General features: G+C 45.9%; 20 protein-coding genes and 1 pseudogene. 19 read left to right on the top strand and 2 right to left on the bottom strand.

Annotated elements, in window-relative coordinates:
* Window position 1: 1 nt before the first annotated feature.
* The 9 genes from LIZ08_RS00105 (at window position 2) to LIZ08_RS00065 (ending at window position 11,698) form a co-directional block, all read left to right on the top strand.
* Window positions 2-895 carry an ABC transporter ATP-binding protein gene (locus LIZ08_RS00105; protein ID WP_227037988.1) on the top strand — a complete coding sequence of 298 codons (894 nt, stop codon included), beginning with the start codon at window positions 2-4 and terminating at the stop codon, window positions 893-895.
* On the top strand, window positions 892-2,106 hold the full coding sequence (locus LIZ08_RS00100) for an ABC transporter permease (protein ID WP_227037987.1): 1,215 nt from the start codon (window positions 892-894) through the stop codon (window positions 2,104-2,106). Before LIZ08_RS00105 ends, LIZ08_RS00100 begins: the two co-directional genes overlap by 4 nt.
* Window positions 2,107-2,203: 97 nt before the next feature.
* Window positions 2,204-3,127 (top strand): aldo/keto reductase, encoded by a 924-nt coding sequence (locus LIZ08_RS00095; RefSeq protein WP_227037985.1) that lies wholly within the window; start codon window positions 2,204-2,206, stop codon window positions 3,125-3,127.
* A 149-nt stretch (window positions 3,128-3,276) separates the two neighbouring features.
* Entirely contained in the window at window positions 3,277-3,852 is a 576-nt protein-coding gene (locus LIZ08_RS00090; protein ID WP_227037984.1) for a TetR/AcrR family transcriptional regulator, read from the top strand.
* Window positions 3,849-4,529, top strand: coding sequence for an ABC transporter ATP-binding protein (locus LIZ08_RS00085; protein ID WP_004182281.1), 681 nt, complete (start codon window positions 3,849-3,851; stop codon window positions 4,527-4,529). The genes LIZ08_RS00090 and LIZ08_RS00085 overlap by 4 nt, the downstream gene beginning before the upstream one ends.
* Before the next feature lie 3 nt (window positions 4,530-4,532).
* Complete coding sequence (locus LIZ08_RS00080) at window positions 4,533-5,678, top strand: FtsX-like permease family protein (RefSeq protein ID WP_227037983.1); 1,146 nt, start codon at window positions 4,533-4,535, stop codon at window positions 5,676-5,678.
* A 258-nt stretch (window positions 5,679-5,936) separates the two neighbouring features.
* Window positions 5,937-7,700, top strand: coding sequence for a glycerophosphoryl diester phosphodiesterase membrane domain-containing protein (locus tag LIZ08_RS00075; RefSeq protein WP_227037982.1), 1,764 nt, complete (start codon window positions 5,937-5,939; stop codon window positions 7,698-7,700).
* 394 nt (window positions 7,701-8,094) lie between these two features.
* A complete protein-coding gene (locus LIZ08_RS00070) occupies window positions 8,095-9,840 on the top strand; it encodes an ABC transporter ATP-binding protein (RefSeq protein ID WP_227037981.1) in 1,746 nt (581 codons plus the stop codon).
* Entirely contained in the window at window positions 9,830-11,698 is a 1,869-nt protein-coding gene (locus LIZ08_RS00065) for an ABC transporter ATP-binding protein (protein ID WP_227037980.1), read from the top strand. Before LIZ08_RS00070 ends, LIZ08_RS00065 begins: the two co-directional genes overlap by 11 nt.
* 35 nt (window positions 11,699-11,733) lie before the next feature.
* Here LIZ08_RS00065 and LIZ08_RS00060 read toward each other — a convergent pair whose 3' ends face one another.
* A complete protein-coding gene (locus tag LIZ08_RS00060) occupies window positions 11,734-12,216 on the bottom strand; it encodes a glutathione peroxidase (protein WP_227037979.1) in 483 nt (160 codons plus the stop codon).
* 159 nt (window positions 12,217-12,375) lie between these two features.
* Between LIZ08_RS00060 and rexB the strand changes: the two genes are divergently transcribed.
* The 3 genes from rexB to LIZ08_RS00045 are packed head-to-tail and all read left to right on the top strand — an operon-like array spanning window position 12,376 to window position 19,625.
* The gene (gene rexB / locus LIZ08_RS00055) at window positions 12,376-15,642 is read left to right on the top strand and encodes an ATP-dependent nuclease subunit B (protein WP_227037978.1); all 3,267 of its coding nucleotides are present in this window, start codon (window positions 12,376-12,378) and stop codon (window positions 15,640-15,642) included.
* Window positions 15,639-19,304: a helicase-exonuclease AddAB subunit AddA gene (gene addA, locus LIZ08_RS00050; RefSeq protein ID WP_227037977.1), complete on the top strand. Its 3,666-nt coding sequence runs from the start codon at window positions 15,639-15,641 to the stop codon at window positions 19,302-19,304. The genes rexB and addA overlap by 4 nt, the downstream gene beginning before the upstream one ends.
* Window positions 19,305-19,307: 3 nt before the next feature.
* Window positions 19,308-19,625 carry a DUF4298 domain-containing protein gene (locus LIZ08_RS00045; protein WP_049475317.1) on the top strand — a complete coding sequence of 106 codons (318 nt, stop codon included), beginning with the start codon at window positions 19,308-19,310 and terminating at the stop codon, window positions 19,623-19,625.
* Between the two features lie 364 nt (window positions 19,626-19,989).
* Here the strand turns inward: LIZ08_RS00045 and LIZ08_RS00040 are convergent, their stop codons facing one another.
* Window positions 19,990-20,160, bottom strand: a complete 171-nt coding sequence (locus LIZ08_RS00040) for a DUF3042 family protein (RefSeq protein WP_003014881.1) — start codon at window positions 20,158-20,160, stop codon at window positions 19,990-19,992.
* An 83-nt stretch (window positions 20,161-20,243) separates the two neighbouring features.
* Here LIZ08_RS00040 and miaA point away from each other — a divergent pair, with 83 nt between their 5' ends.
* The 7 genes and pseudogenes from miaA to LIZ08_RS00005 all read left to right on the top strand — a co-directional run bounded on the left by miaA (window position 20,244) and on the right by LIZ08_RS00005 (window position 25,799).
* Window positions 20,244-21,131, top strand: a complete 888-nt coding sequence (gene miaA, locus LIZ08_RS00035; protein WP_227037976.1) for a tRNA (adenosine(37)-N6)-dimethylallyltransferase MiaA — start codon at window positions 20,244-20,246, stop codon at window positions 21,129-21,131.
* Window positions 21,124-22,371 carry a GTPase HflX gene (hflX, locus tag LIZ08_RS00030; protein ID WP_227037975.1) on the top strand — a complete coding sequence of 416 codons (1,248 nt, stop codon included), beginning with the start codon at window positions 21,124-21,126 and terminating at the stop codon, window positions 22,369-22,371. The genes miaA and hflX overlap by 8 nt, the downstream gene beginning before the upstream one ends.
* Window positions 22,355-22,984, top strand: coding sequence for a cystathionine beta-lyase (locus LIZ08_RS00025; protein ID WP_227037974.1), 630 nt, complete (start codon window positions 22,355-22,357; stop codon window positions 22,982-22,984). Before hflX ends, LIZ08_RS00025 begins: the two co-directional genes overlap by 17 nt.
* A 3-nt stretch (window positions 22,985-22,987) precedes the next feature.
* Window positions 22,988-23,917, top strand: a complete 930-nt coding sequence (rnz, locus tag LIZ08_RS00020) for a ribonuclease Z (RefSeq protein WP_227037973.1) — start codon at window positions 22,988-22,990, stop codon at window positions 23,915-23,917.
* Between the two features lies 1 nt (window position 23,918).
* Window positions 23,919-24,674 carry an SDR family NAD(P)-dependent oxidoreductase gene (locus LIZ08_RS00015; RefSeq protein ID WP_045759634.1) on the top strand — a complete coding sequence of 252 codons (756 nt, stop codon included), beginning with the start codon at window positions 23,919-23,921 and terminating at the stop codon, window positions 24,672-24,674.
* Between the two features lie 10 nt (window positions 24,675-24,684).
* On the top strand, window positions 24,685-25,395 hold the full coding sequence (locus LIZ08_RS00010; protein WP_045759633.1) for a class I SAM-dependent methyltransferase: 711 nt from the start codon (window positions 24,685-24,687) through the stop codon (window positions 25,393-25,395).
* A 1-nt stretch (window position 25,396) separates the two neighbouring features.
* Window positions 25,397-25,799 (top strand): annotated as a pseudogene (locus LIZ08_RS00005) (GNAT family N-acetyltransferase).
* Window positions 25,800-25,860: the final 61 nt, after the last annotated feature.

The following is a 25,860-nucleotide window of genomic DNA, read 5'->3' as shown; positions in this document are numbered from 1 at the left end:
CATGTTAGAAATTAGACATTTAGAAAAAAGCTTTGGGAATAAGCAGGTCCTCTTTGGAGTGGATCTGACAGCTCAACAAGGGCATATACTTGGCTTAGTTGGGAAAAATGGGGCTGGGAAAACAACTATTTTCCACAGTATCTTGCGCTTTTTGGACTACAGCGGTGAGATTCGCCTAGGTGGCAAAGCGATTACACAAGAAACTTACAAAGAAATTGGCTATTTGCCAGAAGAGCGCAGTCTTATGCCAAAACTCACGATTTTTGAGCAGGTCCGCTATTTGGCTGCCTTAAAAGGAATGAGCACCGCCGAGGTCAAGGAAAAATTACCGATTTGGATGGAAAAACTCCAAGTAAAAGGGAAATTGACCGATAAGATCAAGAGCCTTTCAAAAGGGAACCAACAGAAGGTGCAACTGATCATCACCTTAATCCATGAACCTAAATTGATCATTTTAGATGAACCCTTTAGTGGGTTGGATCCGGTCAATACAGAAGTGCTTAAGCAGGTCATCTTTGAAGAAAAAGAGCGTGGGGCAACCATTATCTTTTCTGACCACGTCATGACCAATGTCGAAGAGTTGTGTGATGATATCCTAATGATCCGTGATGGTTCGGTTGTCCTTTCAGGGCCTGTCCAAGAGGTCCGAAATAGCTATGGCAAGACTCGCCTCTTTGTCTCTAACGACTTTAGCAAAGAAGAGCTAGAAGCTCTGCCACACGTGACCAAGGTCAGCATGACCAAGCAAGGGACTTGGAAGCTGATCTTGGATGATGCGTCAGCAGGTCCAGACCTCTTTGACCAGTTGACCAAGGGTCGCTATCTAGCAACCTTTGACCAACAAGCCCCAACCATTGATGAAATCTTTAAATTAGAATCAGGAGTAGAAGTATGAAACAGATGCTGATTGTTATCAAAGAAACTTATTTACGCCAAGTGAAATCATGGAGTTTTCTCTTCATGGTCTTCGGTCCCTTCCTCTTTTTGGGATTGGGCGTCGGAATCGGTTATTTGACGGATTCTTCTACAGATGCCAAAAACCAGGTGGCCTTAGTGACAGAAGTTCCAGCTGTCAAAGAAAGTCTCAAAGGAACTGATGGCTTGACCTTGGACTACAAGGATGAAGCTGCAGCTAAAAAAGCCATCAAGGATGAGAAAGCAGCTGCTTACCTAACGGTCGATGAAAAAGATGGCCAGCTAGAAGCCACTTATGTGGGCGACCAAGCCATGAAAACAGATTTGAAATCGCTTGTCGCTGCGAAATTAAGCCAAGTCCAACAAGGAATCAATCTAGCGCGTGCTAATCTAAGCAAAGAGCAACTAACAGCCTTGTCTCAACAGGTTTCTCTGAAAGAAAAAATTGATGAGAAAAAAGAAGGCTTGAAAATGGTGCAAACCATGGTTGCAGGTGGTCTGGGAATGTTGCTTTATATGATTTTGATCTTCTACTCTAGTATCACAGCCCAGGAAGTGGCCAGTGAAAAAGGAACCAAGATCATGGAAGTGGTCTTCTCTAGTATCAAAGCAACCGACTATTTCTTCGCACGCATGCTCGGACTCTTCGGAGTGATTTTTACCCATATTTTTGTCTATGTCGTTGGGTTAATAGCTGTTTGGATCTTTAGAGCAGATATCCCAGTTGTCAAGGATATTCTCGCTCCAAACTCTCCGATTACCCAACACCTTGCAGAGTCGATCTCGCTCAATACCGTCTTCTTCATTATCCTTGGGATCTTTATGTATGTGGTGCTCTCTGCCTTCTTAGGCTCCACAGTTGCACGACCTGAAGATTCAGGAAAAGCGATTTCGCCACTAATGATGTTAGTTATCTTTAGCTTCCTTGGGGTAACCACCTTGGGAAGTGCCGGTGATGTCTTCTTATTGAAGATCGGTTCCTACATTCCTTTCATCTCAACCTTCTTCATGCCTTTCCGTACCATTAATGGCTATGCGACTGGTCTTGAATCTTGGGCTTCATTGGGAATTGCGGTCCTCTTTACCATCGTGGGAACAGTGCTCATTGCTCGTATCTATGCGAGCCTGATCCTTCAGACCGATGACCTCGGACCATGGAAGACCATCAAACGTGCTCTTAGCTATCGCTAATTAGATAAGCTCTCAGTTACAGCTGGGGGCTTTTTGATTGCAAATTGACTTTTGCAAGCCTTTTCACTACAATAGAACTACAGAAAAGGAGGCGGACATGAACTATATTGAGTTTGCTGAAAATGAGCGTCTGTCCACGATTGTCCTTGGGATGATGCGGATCAGTCAGTTGAGTGAAGATGAGGTGGAGGCCTTGGTGGAGGCAGCCTTGTCAATTGGGATCAACACTTTTGATCTGGCGGATATCTATGGCGATGGCCAGTGTGAGCTCCTGCTGGGTAAGGTTCTCAAGCGTCGTACGGATCTTCGGGACCAGATGTGGATCCAGTCCAAGTGTGGGATTCGCAAGGACGGCTTTACCTATTTTGATTTTTCCAAAGATTATATTTTGGATTCCGTCGATGGCATCCTCGAGCGTCTGCAGATCGAGCGCTTGGATAGCCTCCTCCTTCACCGACCGGATGCCCTCATGGAGCCTGAAGAGGTGGCGGAAGCTTTTGATCAGTTGGAGCAAGCGGGCAAGGTCCGTCATTTTGGGGTGTCCAATCAAAATCCTATGATGATGGAATTGCTTAAAACGGCTGTCAAACAACCTCTCAAGGTCAACCAGTTGCAGTTGAGTGCCGCCTTTACACCGAGCTTTGAAGCTGGTTTTCATGTCAACATGGAGGGGCCAAAAGCAGCAGTTCGTGATGGTAGTGTCTTTGAGTATTGTCGCTTAACTGATACGGTGATTCAAGCTTGGTCTGTCCTCCAGCATGGCTATTTCAAGGGGAATTTTGTCGGCAAGGAAGAGTTTGCGGCCCTCAATCACGTGCTCAATGACTTGGCGAAAAAATACCAAGTCACACCGACAGCCATTGCCCTCGCTTGGGTCCTTCGCTATCCAGGTAAGATGCAGGCCGTCATCGGAACGACCAAGCCCCAGCATGTCCTTGAAGCAGGGAAAGCAGCAACAGTCACTTTGACACGCAAGGAATGGTACCAAATCTACTTGGCGGCGGGAAATGATTTGCCTTAGAATCTTGTTAGTAAACCAGTCCTCACTTATATCAGTGGGCTGGTCTTTTGCTTTATACTTTACGAATTTTTCTTGACAAGTCTTATTTTGTTATGGTATTCTTTTAGGTAACAAATGTTGCGCAACGACTGTTGCGTGAAAGGAGTCTTATGCCACCAAAAGTTAAATTTAGTAAAGAGGCTATGATTGGGACAGCTTTACAATTGGTGAGAGAAGAGGGCATGGCTAGTTTGACGGCTAGAGCATTAGCGGAGAAACTGGGAGCTACACCAAGAGTCATTTTTGGGCAATTTGCTAATATGGCTGAGTTACAAGCAGAAGTTATTGGTGCTGCGGAAATGGTCGTGGTGGAGTATATTCGCAAGGCCTTAGAAGATGAAAAGCCTTTCCGATCTGTCGGGGTTGCTTATATCCTTTTCGCCTCAAAAGAGCCCCAACTTTTTCAATTGCTTTTCCAAAATCCTAGCAAAGATCCGATTCGTCGCTTTCAAGATTTTCTTCCCATGAAGGATCATAGTTACCAATTGGTTCTGGATTCGATTGTTGCAGACTATCCTTTGACTGTAGAGGAAGCTAGTCGCTTGTACCAGCATCTATTTATCTACTCACACGGGATGGCCTCTATGGTTGCTTCTGGCATTTATCAGTTCAGCATGGAAGAAGTGATTGGTTTATTGACAGAAGTTTGTCAATCTCTCATCAAAGAAATGGTAGGAAAGAAATGATTCAACTAGAAAATGTTCACAAAAGTTACGGCCAAACCAAGGTTTTAAAAGGGATTGATTTGCAGATTCAAGACCAGGATGATGTGGTTATCCTGGGACCTTCTGGATCAGGAAAGTCAACCCTCTTAAACGTGTTATCCGGATTAGAAAAGGTAGATGAGGGGCATATTCTCATTCAAGGACAGGATTTGTCTCAACTCACGGATGCTCAATTGACAGCCTTTAGACGTGAGAAGATCGCCTTTATTTTTCAGCAGTATTATTTATTACCGAATCTCACGGTTAGACAAAATGTAAAGATGGGGGCAGACCTAGCAAACAATCATGATTTTTTGCAGATCATCGAGGATTTGGGACTTGGCGATAAGCTGGACAAGTATCCGAGTGAATTGTCGGGTGGGGAACAGCAGAGAGTGTCCATTGCTCGGGCCTTGGCCAAAAAGCCAGAGATTCTTTTCTTAGATGAGCCGACGGGAGCTCTGGATGAAGAAACAGGGCGCAAGATTCTCGACTATATCTGGAAACTGAAGGAAAAGCTGGGCTTTACCCTCATCATGGTGACGCATAACCAAAATATTGCGGATATGGCTAGAACCATCATTCGTGTCAATAGTGGCAAGATTACAGAAGTTGTGACCAATGATCAGCCTCAGACTGCCTATGAGATTGGATGGTAAGCCATGTTTTCAGTAAAAGATATTCGAAAATTAGTTGTCGTCAGTATCATTGGAGCTTGTGCGGTCTTTGTGGCTAATCTCTTCTTGAATTTTTACCTGGATATCGAACAGTTAGAGATTTCGAAAACCAATCCCATGATGCAGACCTACTATGATGCCCAGGTTTCGCTTTCCTGGATGGTAGCCATGGTCAGTGGGGTCGTCTTGTCCTTGACGTCGGTCCTTCTAATGTGTTTTTATATCAAACAATTTGTCGATGACCACAAGGAACAATTAGGAATTTTAAAGGCTTTGGGATATAGCAATGGCCAGTTGGCGAAACGATTTTGGGCCTTTGGACTCAGTTTTGGAGCTGGAGCGCTTCTTGGCTATTTTGCTTCTTTTCTCATGATGGGACATTTTTACGACTTCCGCAATGAGAAGGGGATTTTGCCAGAAATTACCATTCACTTTCACTGGCAGCTCTTGCTTGCTTTGGTGATCCTGCCAACGACCTTCTTTATGCTTCTCGCGATTAGCTATGCTAGAAGACAACTACAAACGCCGGCGCTTCGCTTATTGAAAAAATCTCCAAGTCCGATCAAGGTCAAAAGGAGAAAGAAGGCTCCCAAAAAAGACAAATCCTTCCTAAAAGAGCTATCTTCGTCACTGATTTGGGGGAGAAAATCTATCTTGTTTTTTGTGGTCTTTGGATCCATGTGTTTTGCGGCCATGGTTCAATTGTCCTTTGGCCTCAGGGATTACACAGATGATATCATCCAAACCATGATGATCATGATTGGCTTGATCCTTTCTTTCTCGATTCTCTTTTTGTCATTGGGGATTGTTGTCTCAGAAAGCCGCGAAACCTTGGCTCTTATGAAGGCATTTGGCTACACCGATCGTGAATGCCAAAGTCATATTCTCGCTCCCTATCGTTTTTGGGCTTATTTAGGATTTGTTCTTGGGACAGCTTATCAATATGGCATCATGGAAATCTTGATCAGTGTGATCAAAGATACGGTTCCTGAAAAGATTGAGCATCACTTTGATGGGAATGTGTGCTTCTGGACCTTGATTGGCTTTGCTGTAGTTTACGAAAGCCTCTTTTATCTATCCAACAGAAAACTCCAAAAACAAACCATCAAAGAAGTGCTCTTAGCTGAATAAATAGAAAAGAGAGTGGGACAGAAATTTGTAATTCGTTAGAATTTGATTTCGTCGTCCCACCTCCGCACAGTTGAGTAGGGCTGTAAAAGCTGATGAAATCAGCGTAGTAGAGCCCACTCAACCACTGCGTCTTGCTCGACAATCTAAAGACAATTGAGAGGCCAGGACTTTTGTCCCAGCCTTTTTCTTGTAGAATCATTGACAGGGAGAGGCTTTTCCGCTATTCTAGGGGAATAAAAGAAAGGAAAGAGAGACAGCATGAAACGGAGTTATTGGCAGGACCTGAAGGGGGCCTTTTACTTAATCTGGCGCAACAAATGGTCCTTTATCTCTGTGGGGATCCTTTTGCAGTTTGTCGTTGGCATTGGGGCTGCGGCCTTGAGCTGGGTCTTTCAACTGGCCCTCCTCTTATCGGGTGAGTCCAACATTGATAAGAACAACCTTGTCTCTGTCATGAGCCATCCCTTGAGCTTGCTGGCTCTTTTGATCTTTATCATGGTTTTTGCTTTCTTATTTATGCTGGAGATGCGGACCCTGATTTCGGTCATTTACCTGTCGCGAACCGATCGGCACTTGTCCTTTAAAAAGGTGCTAGGCCAATCATTTGGTCGCTTGAAGGATCTAGTGGGGAGAAACCTGCTTTACTTTCTGCTCTATCTCCTTTTGACCTTGCCTGTCGCAGGCGTCTTGATTGGATCGACTCTGACAGATGGTCTTTACATTCCAACCTTTATCACAGGGGAGTTTGAAAAGACCACGATTGGCTCCATCGGGCTCTTAGTGGTGCAGCTGACCTTTATCTATCTCAATCTTCGCCTCATCTATACGGTTCCTAACCTCGTGGTAGAGGAGCTGCCATTTGGTCGTGCTTTGAAAAAAAGCTGGAGCATGACCAAGAGAGGAGGCTTTCGTCTCTTATGGAGAATTCTGTCCTTTGAGTTTCTCTTAACCTTTCTAGGGATTTTATTGATTTTGGGTCTGGTCTTTACCTTGACCGTAATCGATAAAGAAGGTCAGTATTTTTGGGTGGAGACCATCTTTTTGGTCTTGATTCGGACCTTCCTGTTCATATTCACAGTCTTGACAAAGGTGGGATCGCTCGGCATCATCTTGGATTCTGCATGGGAAGTACCGAGCCGTTCGGTCATGCACTCGAAAGGTAGTCGAAAGATGAAGGGGCTCTTTGCTCTGACAGTGGTCTTTCTCATGGTCCAATCGGGGATCTCAGTCTTTGAACTGGCAACCCTAAAGGTGAATGATCAGATCAAGCTCATCGCCCATCGTGGCGATGTCTCTAAAGGGGTAGAAAATTCCCTGGAAGCCCTAGAAGCAGCAGCCAAGGGAAAGGCGGCTTATGCAGAGATGGATATTCTTCTCACCAAGGACCATCAATTTGTTGTCATGCATGACTACAACCTCAAGCGCCTGGCTGGGGTGGACAAGGATGTGAAAGATATGACCCTAGCTGAGGTGCAAGGCCTCAAAATTCAGCAGGATGGTCACACGAGTCATATCCCTTCTTTTGAAGAATATGTAAAACGGGCCAAAGAATTGAAGATGAAGCTCTTGGTCGAGCTTAAGCCTCACGGTGCAGAACCGGAAAACTACGTGGATCTTTTCGTCCAGAAGATGCGGGACTTGGGGAACGAGAAAGACTATCCGGCTATGTCTTTGGATCTGTCGGTCATGGAAAAGGTCGAGAAAAAAGCCCCTGAAATCAAGACCGGCTACGTCATTCCGATTCAATTCGGCCGCTTTCAAAACGATTCGGTCGACTTCTTTGCGATTGAAGATTTTTCCTATCAGGAGGATTTAGTGACCCAGGCCCATGAGATGAAAAAAGAGCTCTATGTCTGGACCATCAATGACAAACAGAAGTTGACGAAGTATTTGCAACAACCCATTGATGGCTTGATTACGGATGAATTGACAGTGGCACAAAGACTGAAAAAGGATTTGAAACAAAACAAGTCCTACTTTGATCGCTTCTTGAATCTCGTCGCTACGTCTAAGGAAGAATAAGACAGGATACGCTTAGAGAGAGTGGGACAGAAATCGGTCATTCGTTAGAATTCGATTTCGTCGTCCCACCTCCGCACAGTTGAGTAGGGCTGTAAAAGCTGATAAAATCAGCGTAGTAGAGCCCACTCAGCCACTGCGTCTTGCTCGACAATCCAAAAACAATTGAGAGGCTAGGACTTTTGTCCCAGCCTCTTTTGTACTAGATCAACAGAAAAACGGATGCTGTCTAAAAATCTTGCATTTTTTGGCAATTTAGGTTACAATGAAGACTATAAAAAACGCGTAATCCCTAGGGTCTTTCCCTCAGGGAATTTTGTGTGTTTTGACCTATTTTCGATGGAAAGAAGCTTTGCTTCTACCGCAGGAAAAAGTATGAATAACATTGGAGGTAATAATGATTCGATCCTTAATTTCCGAGATCAAAGAATTCAAGAAGCCCTCGATTTTGGCTTCCTTGTTCATGGTCTTTGAAGTCATGTTTGAGATTTCGATTCCCTTTGTCATGGCGAGTCTTTTGGACCAAGGTGTTCAACAAAGAAACATGAACAATATTTTGTTTTACGGTGGGCTCATGCTGGTCTGTGCCTTTCTCTCCCTCTTTTGTGGGATGCAGTCGGCTCGTTATGGCGCCTATGCATCGGCTGGTTTTGCCAAAAACCTTCGTCGGGCTATTTTCAAAAAGGTTCAAACCTTCTCATTTGAGAATATTGATCAGTTCTCATCAGGTGGGTTAGTCACTCGGATGATGACGGACGTGACCAATGTGCAAAATGCCTATCAAATGGTCATTCGGATCTGTGTTCGGGCACCGCTTAATTTGATCTTTGCTATTGTGGCTTGTTTCATGATCAATGCGGAAATGGCCATGATTTTTGTCTATGTGACCATCTTTTTGGCAGCTGTCTTAAGCATCATCATGAAGATTGTTTATCCGCTCTTCACAGAAGTATTTGAAGCTTATGACAATCTCAACAACAGCATTCAAGAAAACATCACCAATATGCGGGTGGTGAAGTCCTACGTTAAGGAAGCAGATGAAACGGTTAAATTCAAGAAGGCTTCTCGTCGAATTTATAACATGTTTATGAAGGCTATCCGTGTCGTTGTCTTGAGTAGCCCAGCTATGATGCTTTCCATGTATGCTTCTTTCCTTTTGATTTCTTGGATCGGGGCTCATCTGATCGTTGGTGGTCAACTCTCTACTGGGAATTTGACCTCTATGTTTAGCTACACCATGACCATTCTCATGTCGCTCATGATGTTCATGATGATCTTTGTCATGTTGTCAATTTCCATGGCCTCTGTCGAGCGGATCAATGAAGTCTTAACGACCAAAACGACGATTGACTCTCCAGAAAATGGGATCAAAGAAGTCGCTGATGGTTCGATCAACTTTGAGGATGTGACCTTTGCTTATACCGATGAAAATGGCGACAAGACCCATGTCTTACAAGGGATTAATCTTTCCATTCGTTCAGGGGAAGTGATTGGTATCTTGGGAGGAACAGGATCAGGGAAATCAAGCTTGGTTCAGTTGATTCCTCGTCTCTATGATGTTGAGTCTGGTCGGGTGACAGTAGCAGGCCACGATGTCAAAGAATACGATCTTGATTCCCTTCGTAAGCAAGTGGCCATGGTTCTTCAGACCAATGTTCTTTTCTCTGGTACGATTAAAGAAAATATGCGCTGGGGAAATAAGGATGCGACGGATGAAGAGATCATTGCAGCTTGTAAGATTGCCCAAGCCGATGAATTTATTCAAGATTTCAAAGAGGGTTATGACACCATGATTGAGCGTGGGGGATCCAATGTTTCTGGTGGTCAACGCCAGCGTCTCTGTATCGCGCGTGCCCTTCTCATGAATCCGAAGATTTTGATCTTGGATGATTCGACTTCAGCGGTCGATACCAAGACGGATAGTTTGATCCGTCAAGGATTGGCAACCAGCTTGAAAGAGACTACCAAAATCATCATTGGTCAACGGATTTCCTCTATTCAAGATGCAGATCGCATCATCGTGATGAATGATGGCCAAATCGATGCGATCGGTCGTCACGAGGAATTGCTTGCGACCAATGCCATCTACCAAGAAGTATATGAAATGCAAACACAAGGGAAAGGAGAAGCAGATGAAAACTAAGAAAAAAGCAAATCTAGGCTCTATCCTTCGCCTGCTCGACTTCCTTTGGAAAAACTACAAGGTATCCTTGATTGTTTCCTTTATCTTAATCATTCTATCGTCTCTTGCGACGGTCAATGTAACAGCTTCGATTCAGTCCTTGGTCGATGTCTATGTGGAGCCCATGCTTACAAGTAATAGCCATGATTTTGGACCGCTCTTGTCCTTCTTAACACGAGTCGGTTTGATCTGTTTGATCGGGGTACTTGCCAACTATGGCTTTACCTTGATTATGGCGACTGTTTCACAAGACTCACTTAGAAGTCTTCGAAATCAGTTGTTTGCCCGCATGCAAAAACTGCCAGTTCGTTACTTTGATACCCACCAACACGGGGACATCATGTCCATCTATACCAATGATATTGATGCTCTTCGCCAAGCGATTGAACAGTCCATTCCTCAACTTCTATCCTCAGCAATTACCATCCTTGGGGTAACGATTACCATGCTGACGGTTAGTCCACTCTTGTTCTTGATTGTTCTCTTCATGGTTATCGTCATGGTCTTTATCATCAAGGATGTTTCTGGCAAGTCAGGTCGTTACTTCGGGGCCCAACAAAAGAACTTGGGGATTGAGAACGGCTTTATTGAAGAAATGATGTCTGGTCAAAAAGTGGTCAAGGCCTTTGTGCATGAAAGAGAAAGCATTGAAGATTTTGACCGCATCAATGATCAACTCTTTGAATCTTCCTACCAGGCCAACCGCTATGCCAATGTCCTCATGCCGATTCTTGGGAACTTGGGAAATGTTTCCTTTGTTCTAACAGCCTTGATCGGGGGACTCTTTGCGCTAAACGGCGTTGGTGGTTTAACCATTGGTGGTCTCATGGCCTTCTTACAATTGAACCGTTCCTTCACAGGTCCCATTGCCCAAGTTTCTCAACAATTGAACTTTGTCCTCATGGCCTTGGCTGGTGGAGATCGTGTCTTTGATCTCTTGGATGAAGAAGAAGAGGTCGACCTTGGAAAAGTGACGCTGGTCAATTATGAACTGGTCGATGGAGAAATGGTTGAAACCGATCAGAAAACTAACAAGTGGGCTTGGAAACACCCTCGTCCAAATGGCAGCTACCAGTTGGTCAAACTGGTGGGGCATGTGGTCTTTGACCATGTTGATTTCTCCTATGATGGGAAAAAGCAGATCCTAAAAGGTATCAATCTCTATGCGGATAAGGGTCAAAAAGTGGCCTTTGTCGGTGCAACCGGTGCGGGTAAGACCACCATTACAAACTTGATCAACCGATTCTATGATATCCAATCCGGAATGATTACTTATGATGGGATCGATATCAAATTGATCGAGAAAGATTCTCTTCGTCGCTCTCTTGGAATCGTTCTTCAAGATACCCACTTATTCACTGGTACGATTGCGGAAAACATTGCTTATGGCCGTGCCGATGCATCGCGTGAGGAGATCCTTGAGGCGGCTCGGATTGCCAATGTGGATTCCTTTGTTAAGCATTTGGATCAGGGCTATGAAACGGTCTTGACGGATGATGGGGCTGGCCTTTCAAATGGTCAACGACAATTGATCGCCATTGCCCGTGCAGCCCTTGCCAATGCACCGGTCTTGATTCTGGACGAAGCGACGTCTTCGATTGACTCTCGGACAGAGAAGATGGTGCAAGAAGGGATGGACCGCCTGATGGAAGGTCGGACTGTCTTTGTCATTGCCCACCGTCTGTCGACAATTGTCAATTCCGATGTCATCATGGTGATGGACCATGGACGCATCATCGAGCGAGGCAATCATGCTTCCTTGATGGCAGAAAAAGGAACCTATCACCGTTTGTACACCGGTGGACTTGAAATTGATTAAGATAAAAAGCTTGAGCGCTGGCTCAGGCTTTTTGCTTATTTATCAAGTAATTCTTGGATTAAGTCTTCCATAGCAGCTGGTTCTGTTTTGGAGGAGAAGCGTTGGGCGACTTGGCCTTGTCGGTCGATGACAAATTTTGCAAAGTTCCATTCGATGCGTTTGCCCAGTGGTCCAGTTGCTTGGCTTTTGAGCCAGTCATAAAGAGGAAGGGCTTCTTTACCATTGACCTTGGCTTTAGCGAATCGTGGAAAGGTGGTCTGGTAGTTGAGGCTACAGAAGCTATTGATTTCTTCTGCAGTTCCTGGGGCTTGCCCCATGAATTGGTTACAGGGGATATCTAGGATTTCCAGCCCCTTTTCCTGGTAGCGCAGGTAGAGATCTTGCAGTCCTTGGTATTGCGGGGTTAGGCCACAGCCTGTTGCTGTATTGACCACGATGAGGACCTTACCTTGGTAGTGGGAAAGAGAAATTTCTTCCCCTTGCTGGTTTTCTAAAGAAAAATCATAAATGCTGGTCATCGGGATCGTCCTTTCTGTTTCTTTAGCTTTTATTGTAGCACAAATGTCCTAAAATTGGGGCAAGAGGAGCATGACTTCTTGCTTTAGTCCCTCCTGTGAAAATGATATAATAAGAAGATAATAAGCTCTCAAGAAAGTGCCCAAAGGAGAACGGATCGGATGAAATTACTCTATACGGATGTTCGGACCCCCTTGACCCAGGTCCTGACGCAAGAAGCCGTAAGGTTAGTAGAAGATGGCAAGCGTGTGTTTTACATTGCACCTAACTCTCTTTCCTTTGAAAAAGAAGCCAAGGTCTTGTCCTATTTAGAAGGTCAGGCTTCTTTTGCCATAACCGTTACGCGCTTTGCTCAAATGGCCCGTTATTTCATTCTGAATCAGGTTTTTGAGGAGCAAGCCTTAGATGACATCGGACTAGGCATGTTATTTTTTAAAGCTCTTTCCTACATGAAGGAGCAGGATCTTAAAGTTTACGGAGCCCTGCGCAAGGATCCTCAGTTTATCCAGCAACTGGTTCAGCTCTACCATGAATTACTGACAGCCCAGATGGATTTTACAGATTTAGAGTTGCTCGGGGAAGCTGAAAAAAGAGAGGATCTCATAGCGATTTTTGAAGCTGTCTCTGAGATGCTGGTCCAGCACCAGTATGAATCCCAGTCCAAGATTGCCGTTTTCCTCAACCAGGTCGAAGAAGGGCAGCTGGAAGAGCAATTACAGGATGTGGCGATCGTCGTCGATGGCTTCACGCGTTTTTCTGCAGAAGAAGAGGCTTTGATTGGTCTCCTTCACCGAAAAGGAGTGGAGATTGTCATCGGAGTCTATGCCAGTGAAAAAGCCTACCGGGCAAGCTTTAGAGAGGGAAATCTTTACCAAGCCAGTGTTGACTTTCTCCTCCAGCTGGCAAAGACTTTCCAAGTTCAGCCTCAGTATTGTGGGCAAGCGATCGAAGATTCCTTTAGTCGCATGACGCGTATGTTAGAAGCGCGCTACGATTTTTCACAAGTGGAAAATGAGCTGGAGGACCAAGATCGAACCGCTGTCCAACTCTGGCAAACCAATACGCAAAAAGAAGAGTTGGAATTTGTTGCCAAATCCATCCGTCAGCGTCTTCATGATGGGGCCCGCTATCGGGATATTCGGGTCTTGTTAGGCGATGTGGAAGCTTATCAACTGCAACTCAAGACCATTTTTGATCAGTATCAGATCCCCTTTTACTTGGGACGAAGTGAAGCTATGGTCCACCATCCCTTGATTCAGGTCATTGAATCGCTAGGGCGGATCAAACAGTTCAATTACCAGACAGAAGATGTCATCAATCTATTGAAAACGGGTCTGTATAGTGATCTGACGCAAGCAGAAGTCGATGCTTTTGAGCAATACCTTCGCTTTGCGGAAGTAAAGGGTGCTACAAAATTTCACAAGCCTTTTACTAGCAATCGTCAGGGCAAGTTTAATTTGGAAAAGCTTAATACTCTCCGAGAACGCGTCGTAGAACCTCTAGTCCCTTTCTTTTCACAGCGCAAACAAAAGGTGACCCAACTCTTAACCACCTTTACAGAGTTTCTGCAAGAGGCCCAGCTTTCTCAGAATCTACAAGCTTTGATCAAGGATCTAGCCTTGGAGGAGCAGGAGCGCTATGACCAGGTCTGGAAGGCCTTCCTCCACGTCTTAGAGGAGTTGAACCTGGTCTTTGAGGACCAAGAGCTGACAGTGGATGACTTTCTAGCTCTCCTCTTATCGGGGATGCAATTGTCTCAATACCGGACAGTTCCTGCTACGGTCGATGTGGTGACGGTTCAGTCCTATGACTTGATTGAACCCTTGACAGCGCCTTACGTTTACGCGATCGGGCTGACCCAGGAGCGTTTTCCAAAGATCGCTCAGAACACCTCTCTACTCAGTGAAGAAGAGCGCCAGCAGCTGAATGAGGCCACCCAAGAAGGAGCAGAGCTCCAGGTGGTGACCAGCGAAAATCTCAAGAAGAATCGCTTTGTGGCGGTTTCGCTCCTCAATGCGGCGACCAACCAACTGGTCCTATCGGCCCCTAGCTTGGTCAATGAAATGGAAGATAGTGTCTCTCCTTACCTTGTCGAATTGACCAAGGAACCTATTGCCATCGAGTGGACGACCAAACAAGCCCAAGCCTCGAGTGATGATATCGGGACCTACCGAGCCCTTTTAGCGCGCGTGATCGAACTCCATCAAGAAGAAATTACGAGTGAGTTGTCTCCTGAAGAAGCCAGCTTTTGGGGTGTGGCGGTACGGGTCTTGCGCAAGAAATTAGCCGCTGAAGGCATCCAGATTCCTCAAATTTCAACGGAATTAAAGAGCCGTCAGCTTCAGTCGGATACGCTTCAAGCGCTCTACCCTGAGGGCAAAGCCTTGACCTTATCCGCTTCTGCCTTGAATGAATACTACAAGCACCAGTATGCCTTTTATCTGCGCTATGTCTTGGGCCTACAAGAAGACGAAACCATCCGGCCAGATGCCCGCAGTCATGGGAATTTCTTGCATCGGATCTTTGAAAGAGTCTTAAAAGATAGCTCCGATCAAGCGTTTGATCAGCGTTTAAGCGAGGCGATTCGAGAAACCAGCCAGGAAGCAGAGTTCCAGCAATTGTATGGAGAAAATGGAGAGACCGAGTTTATTCGCAACTTGCTTCTTGATACCGCGAAAACAACGGGGCGTGTCCTCGCCCAGCAAAATGGGATCGAGACCATCGGTGAGGAGATCCTCTTTGGTGGAAGTACCCACACCTCTTATCCATTGTCCGATGGCCGTCTCCTGCAGCTACGAGGCAAGGTGGACCGTATTGATCAATTGAGGGATCGGGGAGCCCTCGGAGTCGTGGACTATAAGTCCAGTCTGACGCAATTTCACTATGACAAGTTCTTTAATGGACTGAATTCTCAATTGCCGACCTATCTTTCTGCCATTCAGGATTTGAAGAAATACCAAGAGGAGCAGGGGATTTTTGGAGCCATGTATTTGGAAATGGGAGATCCTGTGGTGGATCTGAAAAAGACCAAGACAGTAGAGGATGCCATCAACCAAACCATGAAAAGTCAACAGTACAAGGGGCTCTTTATGGCAGATCAGGCGCCTTATCTGGGCGAGGCCTATGACAAAAACAAGGCCATGATGCTGAGTAAGGAGGAACTGGACTTGCTCCTCTTGTACAACGCTTATCTCTATAAAACAGCAGCAGAAGGGATCCTCAAGGGGCAATTTGCCATCAATCCCTATAGTGAAAATGGGCGCAATATCGCACCATTCGTGGAGCAGTTTAAATCCATCACAGGCTTTGAAGCGGATCGTCACCTAGGTCAGGCACGGTTCTTGACCAAACTAGATCAAAAAGGAATACGCGGTGAAAAGGTGAAAGCCGCTTGGATCGAGAAGATGAAGGAGGTCTTGAACAAATGATCAAACAAGCATTTTTGACAAGAGAAGAAATCAAGGCCCTTCAGGACCAAGAGGCAGCTTCTACCAAAGAGCAAAAGCGGACACCAGAACAGATCGATGCCATCTATAGTTCGGGTACCAATATCTTGGTGTCGGCCTCTGCTGGATCAGGAAAGACCTTTGTCATGGTGCAGCGGATACTGGATCAAATGCAGCGAGGCATTTCGATTAAGGAGCTCTTTATCTCGACCTTTACGGTCAAGGCAGCAGGGGAGCTCAAGGAGCGTTTGGAAAGTGAACTTGGAAAAGCCCTGCAAGCGAGTGATGATCCAGAGCTCAAGCAACACCTGGCCCGTCAAATCGCAGATGTCGCCACCAGCGATATCGGAACCATGGATTCCTTTACCCAAAAGGTCCTAACGCGCTATGGCTATTTGCTTGGGTTGGCGCCTCAGTTTCGCATTTTACAAAATGCTAGTGAGCAGCGCCTCTTACAAAATGAAGTCTTTCAAGCTGTTTTTGACCGCTATTACCAGGGGGAAAATCAAGAGGCCTTTGTCCAGATGGTCAAGAATTTCACGAGACAGCGCAAAAATTTATCCTTGTTTAAAGAACAGATCTACCAGATCTATGACTTTCTTCAGTCGACCAGTGATCCGGAGAAATGGCTGGAAGAGCATTTCCTAAAAGGTTATGAAGAGACCGATTTTGACCAGGTGGAAGCTACTCTGATGGAGAGCATCCAGCAGGCCCTTTATGAGGCAGAGAGCTTTTTTGCCTTTCATTTGTCCAATGAAGGTCAAGCATTTGGCAAGGCCAAATATTTGGAAGCGGTGCAAGAGGTGCTCGATCAGATTGGAAGCCTGACAGGTCGCACCAATAAAGAGCAACTGACCTCTGTCCTAAAGGCGGTCGTGGCGATTAGTCGGGCTTCAAATGGGGGAGCCTTGACCAATAGAGCTCGTAAGGAAGAGTTGAAAGAGTTAGTCACGGCTTATAATCAGGATAAAACCATACATATCAATCGCCTCAGAGACTTGGAAAATCAGCTCTATCAGCTGGAATTTCAACAAGCCTACCACCAAGAAGAAGGCCCCATGCTCTCCTTGCTACGGGACTTTATCAGAGACTTTGCTCGCGCTTATCTGGAGCGAAAAATCCAAGAAAAAGCTTATGAATTTGGGGATATTAGTCATTTTGCCATTCAAATTTTAGAGCAATTCCCAGAGGTGAGACAAGCCTTTCAAGAGCGTTATCATGAGGTCATGGTCGATGAGTACCAGGATACCAACCATACCCAAGAGCGGATGTTGGATTTGCTGTCAAATGGCCACAATCGCTTTATGGTGGGGGATATCAAGCAATCCATTTACCGCTTCCGTCAGGCAGATCCACAGATTTTCAATGATAAATTTAAAGCCTTCCAAGAAGAAGGGGCGAAAGGGCGGTTGATCCTCCTCAAGGAAAATTTCCGGAGTCATGTGGAGGTATTGGACGCGACCAATGATGTCTTTCGCCATTTGATGGACGAAGAGGTGGGCGAGATTGACTACAATCAAACCCACTATCTAGTTGCAGGAAGCGACAAGCAGCGGATGGCCTTGCCACAACATCGAGCAGAATTTTTGCTTTATGATGGCACCCAAGACCAGGAAGAAAAGAACGAAGACGAGGAAGCTGCTTCTGGACTCGAGACGGTTTCCAAGGGAGAAATTCTCCTTGTCATCAAAGAAATTTTACGCCTTCATCGGGTAGAAAAAGTGCCCTTTAAAGAGATCACTCTCTTGACCGCGACTCGAACTCGAAATGACGCGATTCTGGAAGCCTTTGACCAGTATCGTATCCCGATTGTGGCAGATAGCGGACAGGCGCATTATCTTGAGTCGCTGGAAGTGATGGTCATGCTGGATACCTTGCGGACCATTAACAATCCCTTGCATGATTATGCCTTAGTGGCCCTTATGAAATCCCCCATGTTTGACTTTGATGAAGATGAATTGGCACGGATTTCCTTGCAGACCCTTCCAGAGCAAAAGCAAGTGGCCTTCTACCACAAGGTCCAGTTAGCCCTTGAAAAAACTGCAGAGCATGCAAATCTGATTGATGCCAAGCTCTCAGCTAAAATCGAGAACTTCCTCAAGGTTTTATCTACTTGGAGAGCTGCTGCCAAGACCTCTTCGCTCTATGATTTGCTGTGGAAAATCTATGAGGATCGCTATTACTATGACTATGTCGGCGCCCTTCCAAATGGGGCCCAGCGCCAGGCCAATCTCTATGCCTTGACGCTTCGGGCCAATGATTATGAGAAGGCCAGCTTTAAGGGCTTGTCGCGCTTCATTGCCATGATCGACAAGGTGATCGAAAATGAACACGATTTGGCTAGCGTACCTCTTGCGGCTCCAAAAGATGCCGTCCAGCTCATGACCGTCCATAAGAGTAAGGGGCTGGAATTCAAGTATGTCTTTATTCTCAATATGGACAAGGCTTTTAACCGTAAGGATCAATCGGGGCCAATTATTCTCAGTCGTCAAAAAGGGATTGGCTTTAAATATGTTGCGAACTTGCCGGTTGAGACAGAAAATCCAGCTGCTCCAGAGACTATTCGCCTGCAGATCGAAACACCTTGCTACCAACGCAATGTGGAAGAAACAAAATTGGCCACGATTTCTGAGCAGATGCGTCTTCTTTATGTCGCCATGACACGGGCTGAGCTCAAGCTCTATCTTGTCGGAAAAGGCCGGGAGGACAAACTGCGTGATACTGATTGGGGGACTAGTCGCAATGGCAAATTGGATCCAGAGAAGCGAAAAGAATGGACCTCTTATCAGGACTGGCTCTTTGCTATTCAAGATGTGTTTACCAAAAATACCCTGGCCTATGACACGCGTTTTGTGACAGATGAAGACCTGACACCAGACCAGTTGGAACCACTAGAGAAGGAGAAGGATTCCCGGCTTGATCAGCTCAAGGATGTCCGTCAGTCAGAGGATATTCGTCGGGCCTTGGATATCTTGGAAAATGTTGATCGGCTCAATCAGCTCTATGCTCCGGCCATTCATTTACCAATTGTTCGTACACCAAGTCAGATCAAGAAATTCTACGAGCCGGTCATGGATGCCAATGGCGTCCAGATCATGGATGCGAAGACTATGACGCCTGACTTTGAGCTGCCAACTTTTGGTCAAGAAAAAGCCGTGACAGGAGCCCAAGTCGGTAGTGCTGTCCATGAACTCATGCAGCGCGTGCCTCTTGGAGAAGAAATCACGCTGGATACGCTGCATCAAGCCTTGGAGCAAGTTCAAGCAGAGCCAGCGGTCAAAGCGCGCATCAAGCTAGAGGCCATCCTTGCTTTCTATGAGACGCCTTTGGGGACCTTGCTTCAAAAAGAGGCCTCTCGAGTCCGTCGCGAAGCTCCCTTTGCCATGCTGAAGAAAGATCCAGCCAGTGGAGAGGACTTCGTCGTGCGGGGGATCCTGGATGGTTACGTGGTGCTAGAAGACCGGATCCTGCTCTTTGATTATAAGACGGATCACTACAAGGTTCCTAGCCAATTGGTCGAACGCTACCGGGATCAGCTCGATCTCTATGCAGAAGCTCTTCGTCGTTCTTATGGCAAAGAGCAAGTAGAAAAATACCTCGTGCTTCTAGGTGGCCCCCATCTAGAAGTGGTGAAAGTGGAGTAAATCATGGCAATTGCACAGGAAAACATCGAACGGATCCAAAGAATGGAAGGTTATTTGAATGACTATGCCAAAACTTTGGAAGAAACTAAAAAAGCAGTGGATCAGCTAAGAGAGCATCAAGAAAGCTATATCCAACTTCGCGATTATTATAGTAGTCAGGTCTATTTTGATGATTTGGACTTGTCCAATCAAGCTGACTTTCCAGCAGATCTACCATGTGGTGTCTTGTCCGAAGATGCCGTCTATGATTTATTGGACGAGCATTTTCAGATGGGAGTCGAACTCTTGGAGATCGCAACGAAAATGATCAAAGAACGCTGAAATCATTATTTATATTTTATCTTTCCTTAGGTGACGGCGGACGCTAGGTGAAATTATCCAGTGGATGATTTCAGCAATCCAGGAAGTTCCATAGCTAATTATTGAGCCCCTTCGCTCTTGAAATTCTTAGCTCAGGCTAAAACAGTTCCCCGAACTGTTTTACTCTCAATAATTCCGAGTACCTGAAACAGCTCCTGTTTCAGGTACTTTTGTCACTGCGGAAAGAAAAATATGTAAATGATGACATAGAGAATTGTGGGATTACTTGACTAATTCATTGGATATTTCGACTGACTTATTAAAATGTAAAAGCAACTAACAATCACACAAAAAAAGCTCCGGTTTTCCGGAGCTTTTTGAATGATTAGTGTGAGACACGGCGACGTGCTGCTTTTTTGCGGTTTTCTTCGATGAAAGCTGCTTTCTTTTCTTCTGGCTCGATTACTTTTTTCTTGAATGTGTAAACTGCACCTGCGACAGCAGCAACTGTACCAGCAACACCAGTAACAAAACCTTTACCAAATCCTTTAGCCATGAGAATTTCTCCTTTTCTGAACTTTAAATATTTATGTTATAATATATGGTAACGAAAAAACGTGAATTTTGCAAGGAAAAACGATGAAAACCAAGATAATTGTGATTGTGGGACCAACTGCTGTTGGGAAAACAGCTCTTGCGATCGATTTAGCGCAAGCCCTCAATGGTGAAATTATCAGTGGCGATAGCCAGCAAGTCTATCGCAAGCTGGATATTGGAACAGCCAAGGCGACACCAGAAGAGCAAGCTGCAGCTCCCCATCATTTGATCGATGTGCGAGAGGTGACCGAGTCTTACTCGGCTTTTGATTTTGTAAGAGAAGCTAAGGCTGCGATTGAGGATATCACAGCCCGAGGCAAGCTTCCTATCATTGCAGGTGGGACGGGTCTTTACATCCAAAGTTTGCTCGAAGGTTATCATCTAGGTGGTGAAGTTCCTCATGAAGAGATTCTGGCCTATCGCGCTCAATTAGACGTGCTGTCGGATGAAGACTTGTACCAAAGAGTGGCGGAGCAAGGACTTGTGACTCCTCAGCTCAATCGCCGTCGGGCCATGCGGGCTCTTGAAATTGCGCATTTTGGGCAGGACCTCGCAAACGAAGAGACCGATTATGAACCCTATCTCATCTGTCTAGATGATGAACGGTCCTTGATCTATGATCGCATCAATCGCAGGGTTGATCGCATGCTAGAGGAAGGCTTGCTGGATGAAGCTCGATGGCTCTATGATGACCATCCGGAGGTTCAGGCAGCTAAAGGGATTGGCTACAAGGAACTCTTTCCTTACTTTAAGGGAGAGCAGAGCCTTGAGGAAGCCAGTGAGATCCTCAAGCGCAATACGCGGCGTTTTGCCAAACGGCAGCTGACCTGGTTTCGAAATCGGATGGAAGTAAAATTTTACGCCATTTCTGCCCCCCACTTCAAGGGGCAGGTTCTTGCAGATGTAAAGGAGTTTTTACAGCATGATTGAAACAGAAAAAAAACAAGAACGCATCCTTTTGGTCGGTGTGGAACTTCAAGGCATGAACAATTTTGATATGTCAATGGAGGAGTTGGCGAGCCTGGCTAAAACAGCTGGTGGAGATGTTAGGGGCTCCTACACACAAAAGCGGGAGAAATACGATACCAAGACCTTTGTCGGCTCAGGAAAACTAGAAGAAATCGCTCAAATGGTCGAAGCAGATGAGATTACGACCGTGGTGGTCAATAACCGCTTGACCCCGCGTCAAAATGTCAACTTAGAAGAAATCCTTGGGGTTAAGGTCATTGACCGGATGCAGTTGATTTTAGATATCTTTGCCATGCGGGCTAGGAGTCATGAAGGGAAGTTGCAGGTACACTTGGCCCAGCTCAAATACCTCTTGCCACGCCTTGTCGGTCAAGGGATCATGCTCAGCCGTCAGGCTGGGGGAATTGGTTCTCGTGGTCCAGGGGAAAGTCAGTTGGAGTTGAACCGCCGGAGCGTTCGCAATCAAATCACCGATATCGAGCGCCAGCTCAAGGCTGTTGAAAAGAACCGGGAAACCCTTCGTGAAAAACGCTTGGAATCACCTGTCTTCAAGATTGGTTTGATCGGCTATACCAATGCAGGAAAGTCGACCATTATGAATCAGCTGACCAGTAAGAGCCAGTATGAAGCCGATGAACTCTTTGCGACTTTGGATGCCACAACCAAGAGCATCCACCTAACAGGCAATCTGCAAGTGACCCTGACCGATACGGTTGGCTTTATTCAGGACTTGCCAACAGAGTTGGTATCGAGCTTTAAGTCGACCCTGGAAGAAAGTAAGAATGTGGATCTCTTGGTCCATGTCATCGATGCTTCCGATCCCAATCATGAAGAGCATGAAAAGACCGTTCTCTCTATCATGAAAGACTTAGATATGCTGGAGATTCCTCGCTTAACCCTCTACAACAAAGCGGATAAAGTAACGGACTTTACCCCAACCCAGACACCTTTTAGCTTGATTTCAGCTCGCTCTGAGACAGCCCGTGAGGATCTGCAGGCTTTGTTCCTAGAAAAACTGAGAGAACTCTTTGTTCCCTTTACTATTCGCGTTCCCTTTTCAAAATCCTATCGGATACATGACTTAGAGACGGTCGCGATCATTGACCAGCGCGAATTTGAAGAAGACGTCGAGGTCATTCAAGGCTATATCGCAGAGAAAAATAAGTGGAAGTTGGAAGAATTTTATGACGGATTACGTTGATTTAGCAATAAAATATGGGGGCTATACCAGTCTCGATCGGGTCTATCTGAAAAATCTATTAAGCACGATCCCTGAGGAATTGCGGCTCCGTGTGATTACACCTCCCCCAAGTGTGATCAATGCTTATTTCGCTGAGCTCTACCAAAAGAAGAGTCCCAAGGAGGCCATGGATTATTTCTTGGACTTGAGCCGAGCATTTGACTTATTCACAGTTCAGCAAAGTTTTGATGAACAAAAACCTTTTATCCGCCTCAACTTATCAGGTAAGTCTTATGGATTGGCTTACGTAAATGAAGAGCTAGCCTGTGTCTTTGCTGAAGATCCAGCAGAGGATATCAACCCTGCCATTTTATTCGAAATTGCAGAGATCTTTCCACATTGTTTGGTCTTTGAAAAAGATGATAAGATCTGCTTGCAAGAGGCTGAACCAGAAGTGGTCACTAAAACAGAAGCCCTCTCAGCCCTGACTGATTTGATGACCTTGGAAGATGGACGCTTGAAACTGTCAGGATATAACCAAGAAGAGCTTCTCGAGCTAGCGCAAGCCTACCCAGGCGACCTTTCTTTCCGTTCAGAGAACCGGACGGCCATGATTTATATAGATAGAAAGTAGACAATGGACATTCAATTTTTAGGAACGGGAGCTGGGCAACCCTCAAAATCCCGTAATGTATCGAGCCTAGCGCTCAAATTGCTGGACGAGATCAATGAAGTCTGGCTCTTTGATTGTGGCGAAGCGACACAGAATCAAATTTTAGAAACGACTATTCGTCCGCGAAAGGTTAGCAAGATCTTTATCACTCACCTACACGGAGACCATATTTTTGGTTTGCCAGGTTTCCTCTCTAGTCGGGCCTTTCAGGCCAATGAAGAGCAGACGGATCTGGATATCTATGGACCAGCAGGGATCAAATCCTTTGTGATGACCAGTCTTCGCGTATCAGGCTCTCGCCTGCCTTACCGCATCCATTTTCATGAATTCGATGAACATTCTCTGGGTAAGATTTTAGAAACCGATAAATTCACGGTTTATGCAGAAGCTTTGGACCACACCATTTTCTGTGTGGGTTACCGGATCATGCAAAAAGACCTCGAAGGGACGCTGGACGCAGATAAGCTCAAGGCAGCAGGGGTTCCTTTTGGTCCACTCTTTGGTCAGGTCAAAAATGGCCAAGATGTCACCCTGGAAGATGGTACTAAGATCATTGCTGCGGATTATATTTCAGCTCCTCGACCTGGTAAGATTATCACGATCCTCGGAGATACCAGAAAGACTGATGCCAGCGTCCGCCTCGGGGTCAATGCGGATGTCCTCGTCCATGAGTCTACCTATGGCAAGGGTGATGAGAAGATTGCTCGTAAACACGGCCACTCGACCAATATGCAGGCGGCAGAAGTGGCGCGTGAAGCTGGAGCAAAACGCCTTCTTTTGAACCACATCAGTGCTCGCTTCTTATCAAAAGACATCAGCCAATTGCGCAAGGATGCGTCCAGCATTTTTGAAAATGTCTATGTCGTCAAAGATTTGGAAGAAGTGGAGATCTAAGATGCGAACCATTCTCATAACAGGAGCAAGTGGAGGCTTGGCCCAAGAAATGGTCAAGCTCCTCCCTGAAGATCGGCTGATTCTCCTAGGCAGAAATCAAGAAAAACTGGAACAACTCTATGCCAGTCATCCTCAAGCTGAATGCATCGGGATCGATATCACTGATTCCTCAGCCGTCCAAGATTTGGTAGAAGAGCTCTATCAGCGCTACGGGCAAATTGATGTCTTGGTCAACAATGCTGGCTATGGAATCTTTGAAGAGTTTGACCAGATTACCAATGAGCAGATTCATGCCATGTTTGAAGTCAATACCTTTGCCCTCATGCAGTTTTCACGTTTGATTGGTGCGCACATGAAGGAAGCAGGAAAGGGTCACATTGTCAATATCGTCAGTATGGCGGGGCTCGTTGCATCAGCCAAATCCAGCCTTTATTCAGCTACTAAGTTTGCAGCCATCGGCTTCTCCAATTCCTTGCGGTTAGAACTGATGCCCTTTGGTATTCATGTGACGACGGTCAATCCAGGCCCCATCCGGACCACTTTCTTTGATCAGGCAGACCCTGACGGAAGCTATGTCAAAGCTGTGGATCGCTATATTTTGGAACCGGACTTTGTGGCCAAGAAAATCGTGAAGAACTTTGGAAAAGCAAAACGCGAGCTCAATCTTCCTTGGCTCTTGAACCTGACCCACAAGCTCTATACCCTTTTCCCTCGCATCTCAGACAAGCTAGCCTGCAAGATGTTCAATTTCAAATAGGAGGAGATAGATGGCGGCGAATATTCAAGCCTATTTAGAAAACCTCCAGCAACCCTGGGGACAGATCTATTATGATATTCTTTTTGAGCAATTACAGGACATCAAAGACAAGCACGTGCTTGATTTTGGCAGTGGCTTTGGCCTGGTGGCTAACCACCTAGCAAAAGACAATCAAGTCCTTGCTGTGGAGCCCAATGAGGAAATGGTGGCCTTGCGGTCCCAGGACCATCCCTACCAACAATTCGTCGGAAGTCTAGATCAGTTGGCAGCCCTTGAAGATGCCAGTTTTGATGTCATCCTCTGCCACAATGTCTTGGAGTATGTAGAGGATCGCAAGGTGGTTCTCAAGGCATTCACCCGTCTCTTGAAACCAGGAGGCCTGCTCTCTATCGTCAAGCACAATGAGGTTGGCCGCGTCCTGCAGACCGTCGTCTTTGAAAATGATCCTCAGAAGGCGCTTGATCTCTTAGCCGGTCAAGACCTGGAAACCCACTCCATGGGCTTGGCACAGGCCTATGATCTAGATAGAGCAGTAGACGATCTAGCCCTCGAAGTTCAGGACTACCAAGGGATCCGTGTCTTTTATGCCTTGCAGGACAATCGCTTTAAAGGACAAGAAGGCTGGCGAGAGTCTATGCTCAAGATGGAGCTGGCCGTTTGCCAAGAGTCCCCTTACAGAGATGTCGCCTTCTTCCAGCACTATAGCATAAAAAGGAGTTAAGATGTTACATTATAAAAAAAATTCCAGCGATGACAGACCTACTCGCACTCTACAGCTCAGTCGGCTGGACTAATTATACTAACAAGCCAGCTATGCTAGAAGAAGCTGTCAAAGCCAGTCTCTGGCAGTTGGCAGTCTATGATGAGAAAGAGCTCGTCGCCTACATTCGCTTGGTAGGAGATGGCCACTCTGTTATTTTTGTGCAGGACCTTTTGGTACGGCCAGATCACCAGCGCCAAGGCATTGGAAAGAAACTCTTAGAAGAGGCTTTAGGGACTTTCCCAAATGTCTACCAACGGCTTCTTGCCACTGAACGTAGCGAGAAAAATCTAGCCTTTTACCAGTCTCTTGGCTTTGTCGAACTTTCAGAGCAAGCCTGTACAGGGATGATTTATATGAAATAAGAGAGCGGGACAGAAATCGGTAATTCGTTAGAATTCGATTTCGTCGTCCCACCTCCGCACA

The organism is Streptococcus sp. 210928-DFI.4.42 (assembly GCF_020554365.1).
Lineage (GTDB): Bacteria > Bacillota > Bacilli > Lactobacillales > Streptococcaceae > Streptococcus > Streptococcus parasanguinis_S.
The sequence above is the reverse complement of the archived record's forward strand: the minus strand, read 5'-3'. Positions and strand labels throughout refer to the sequence as shown.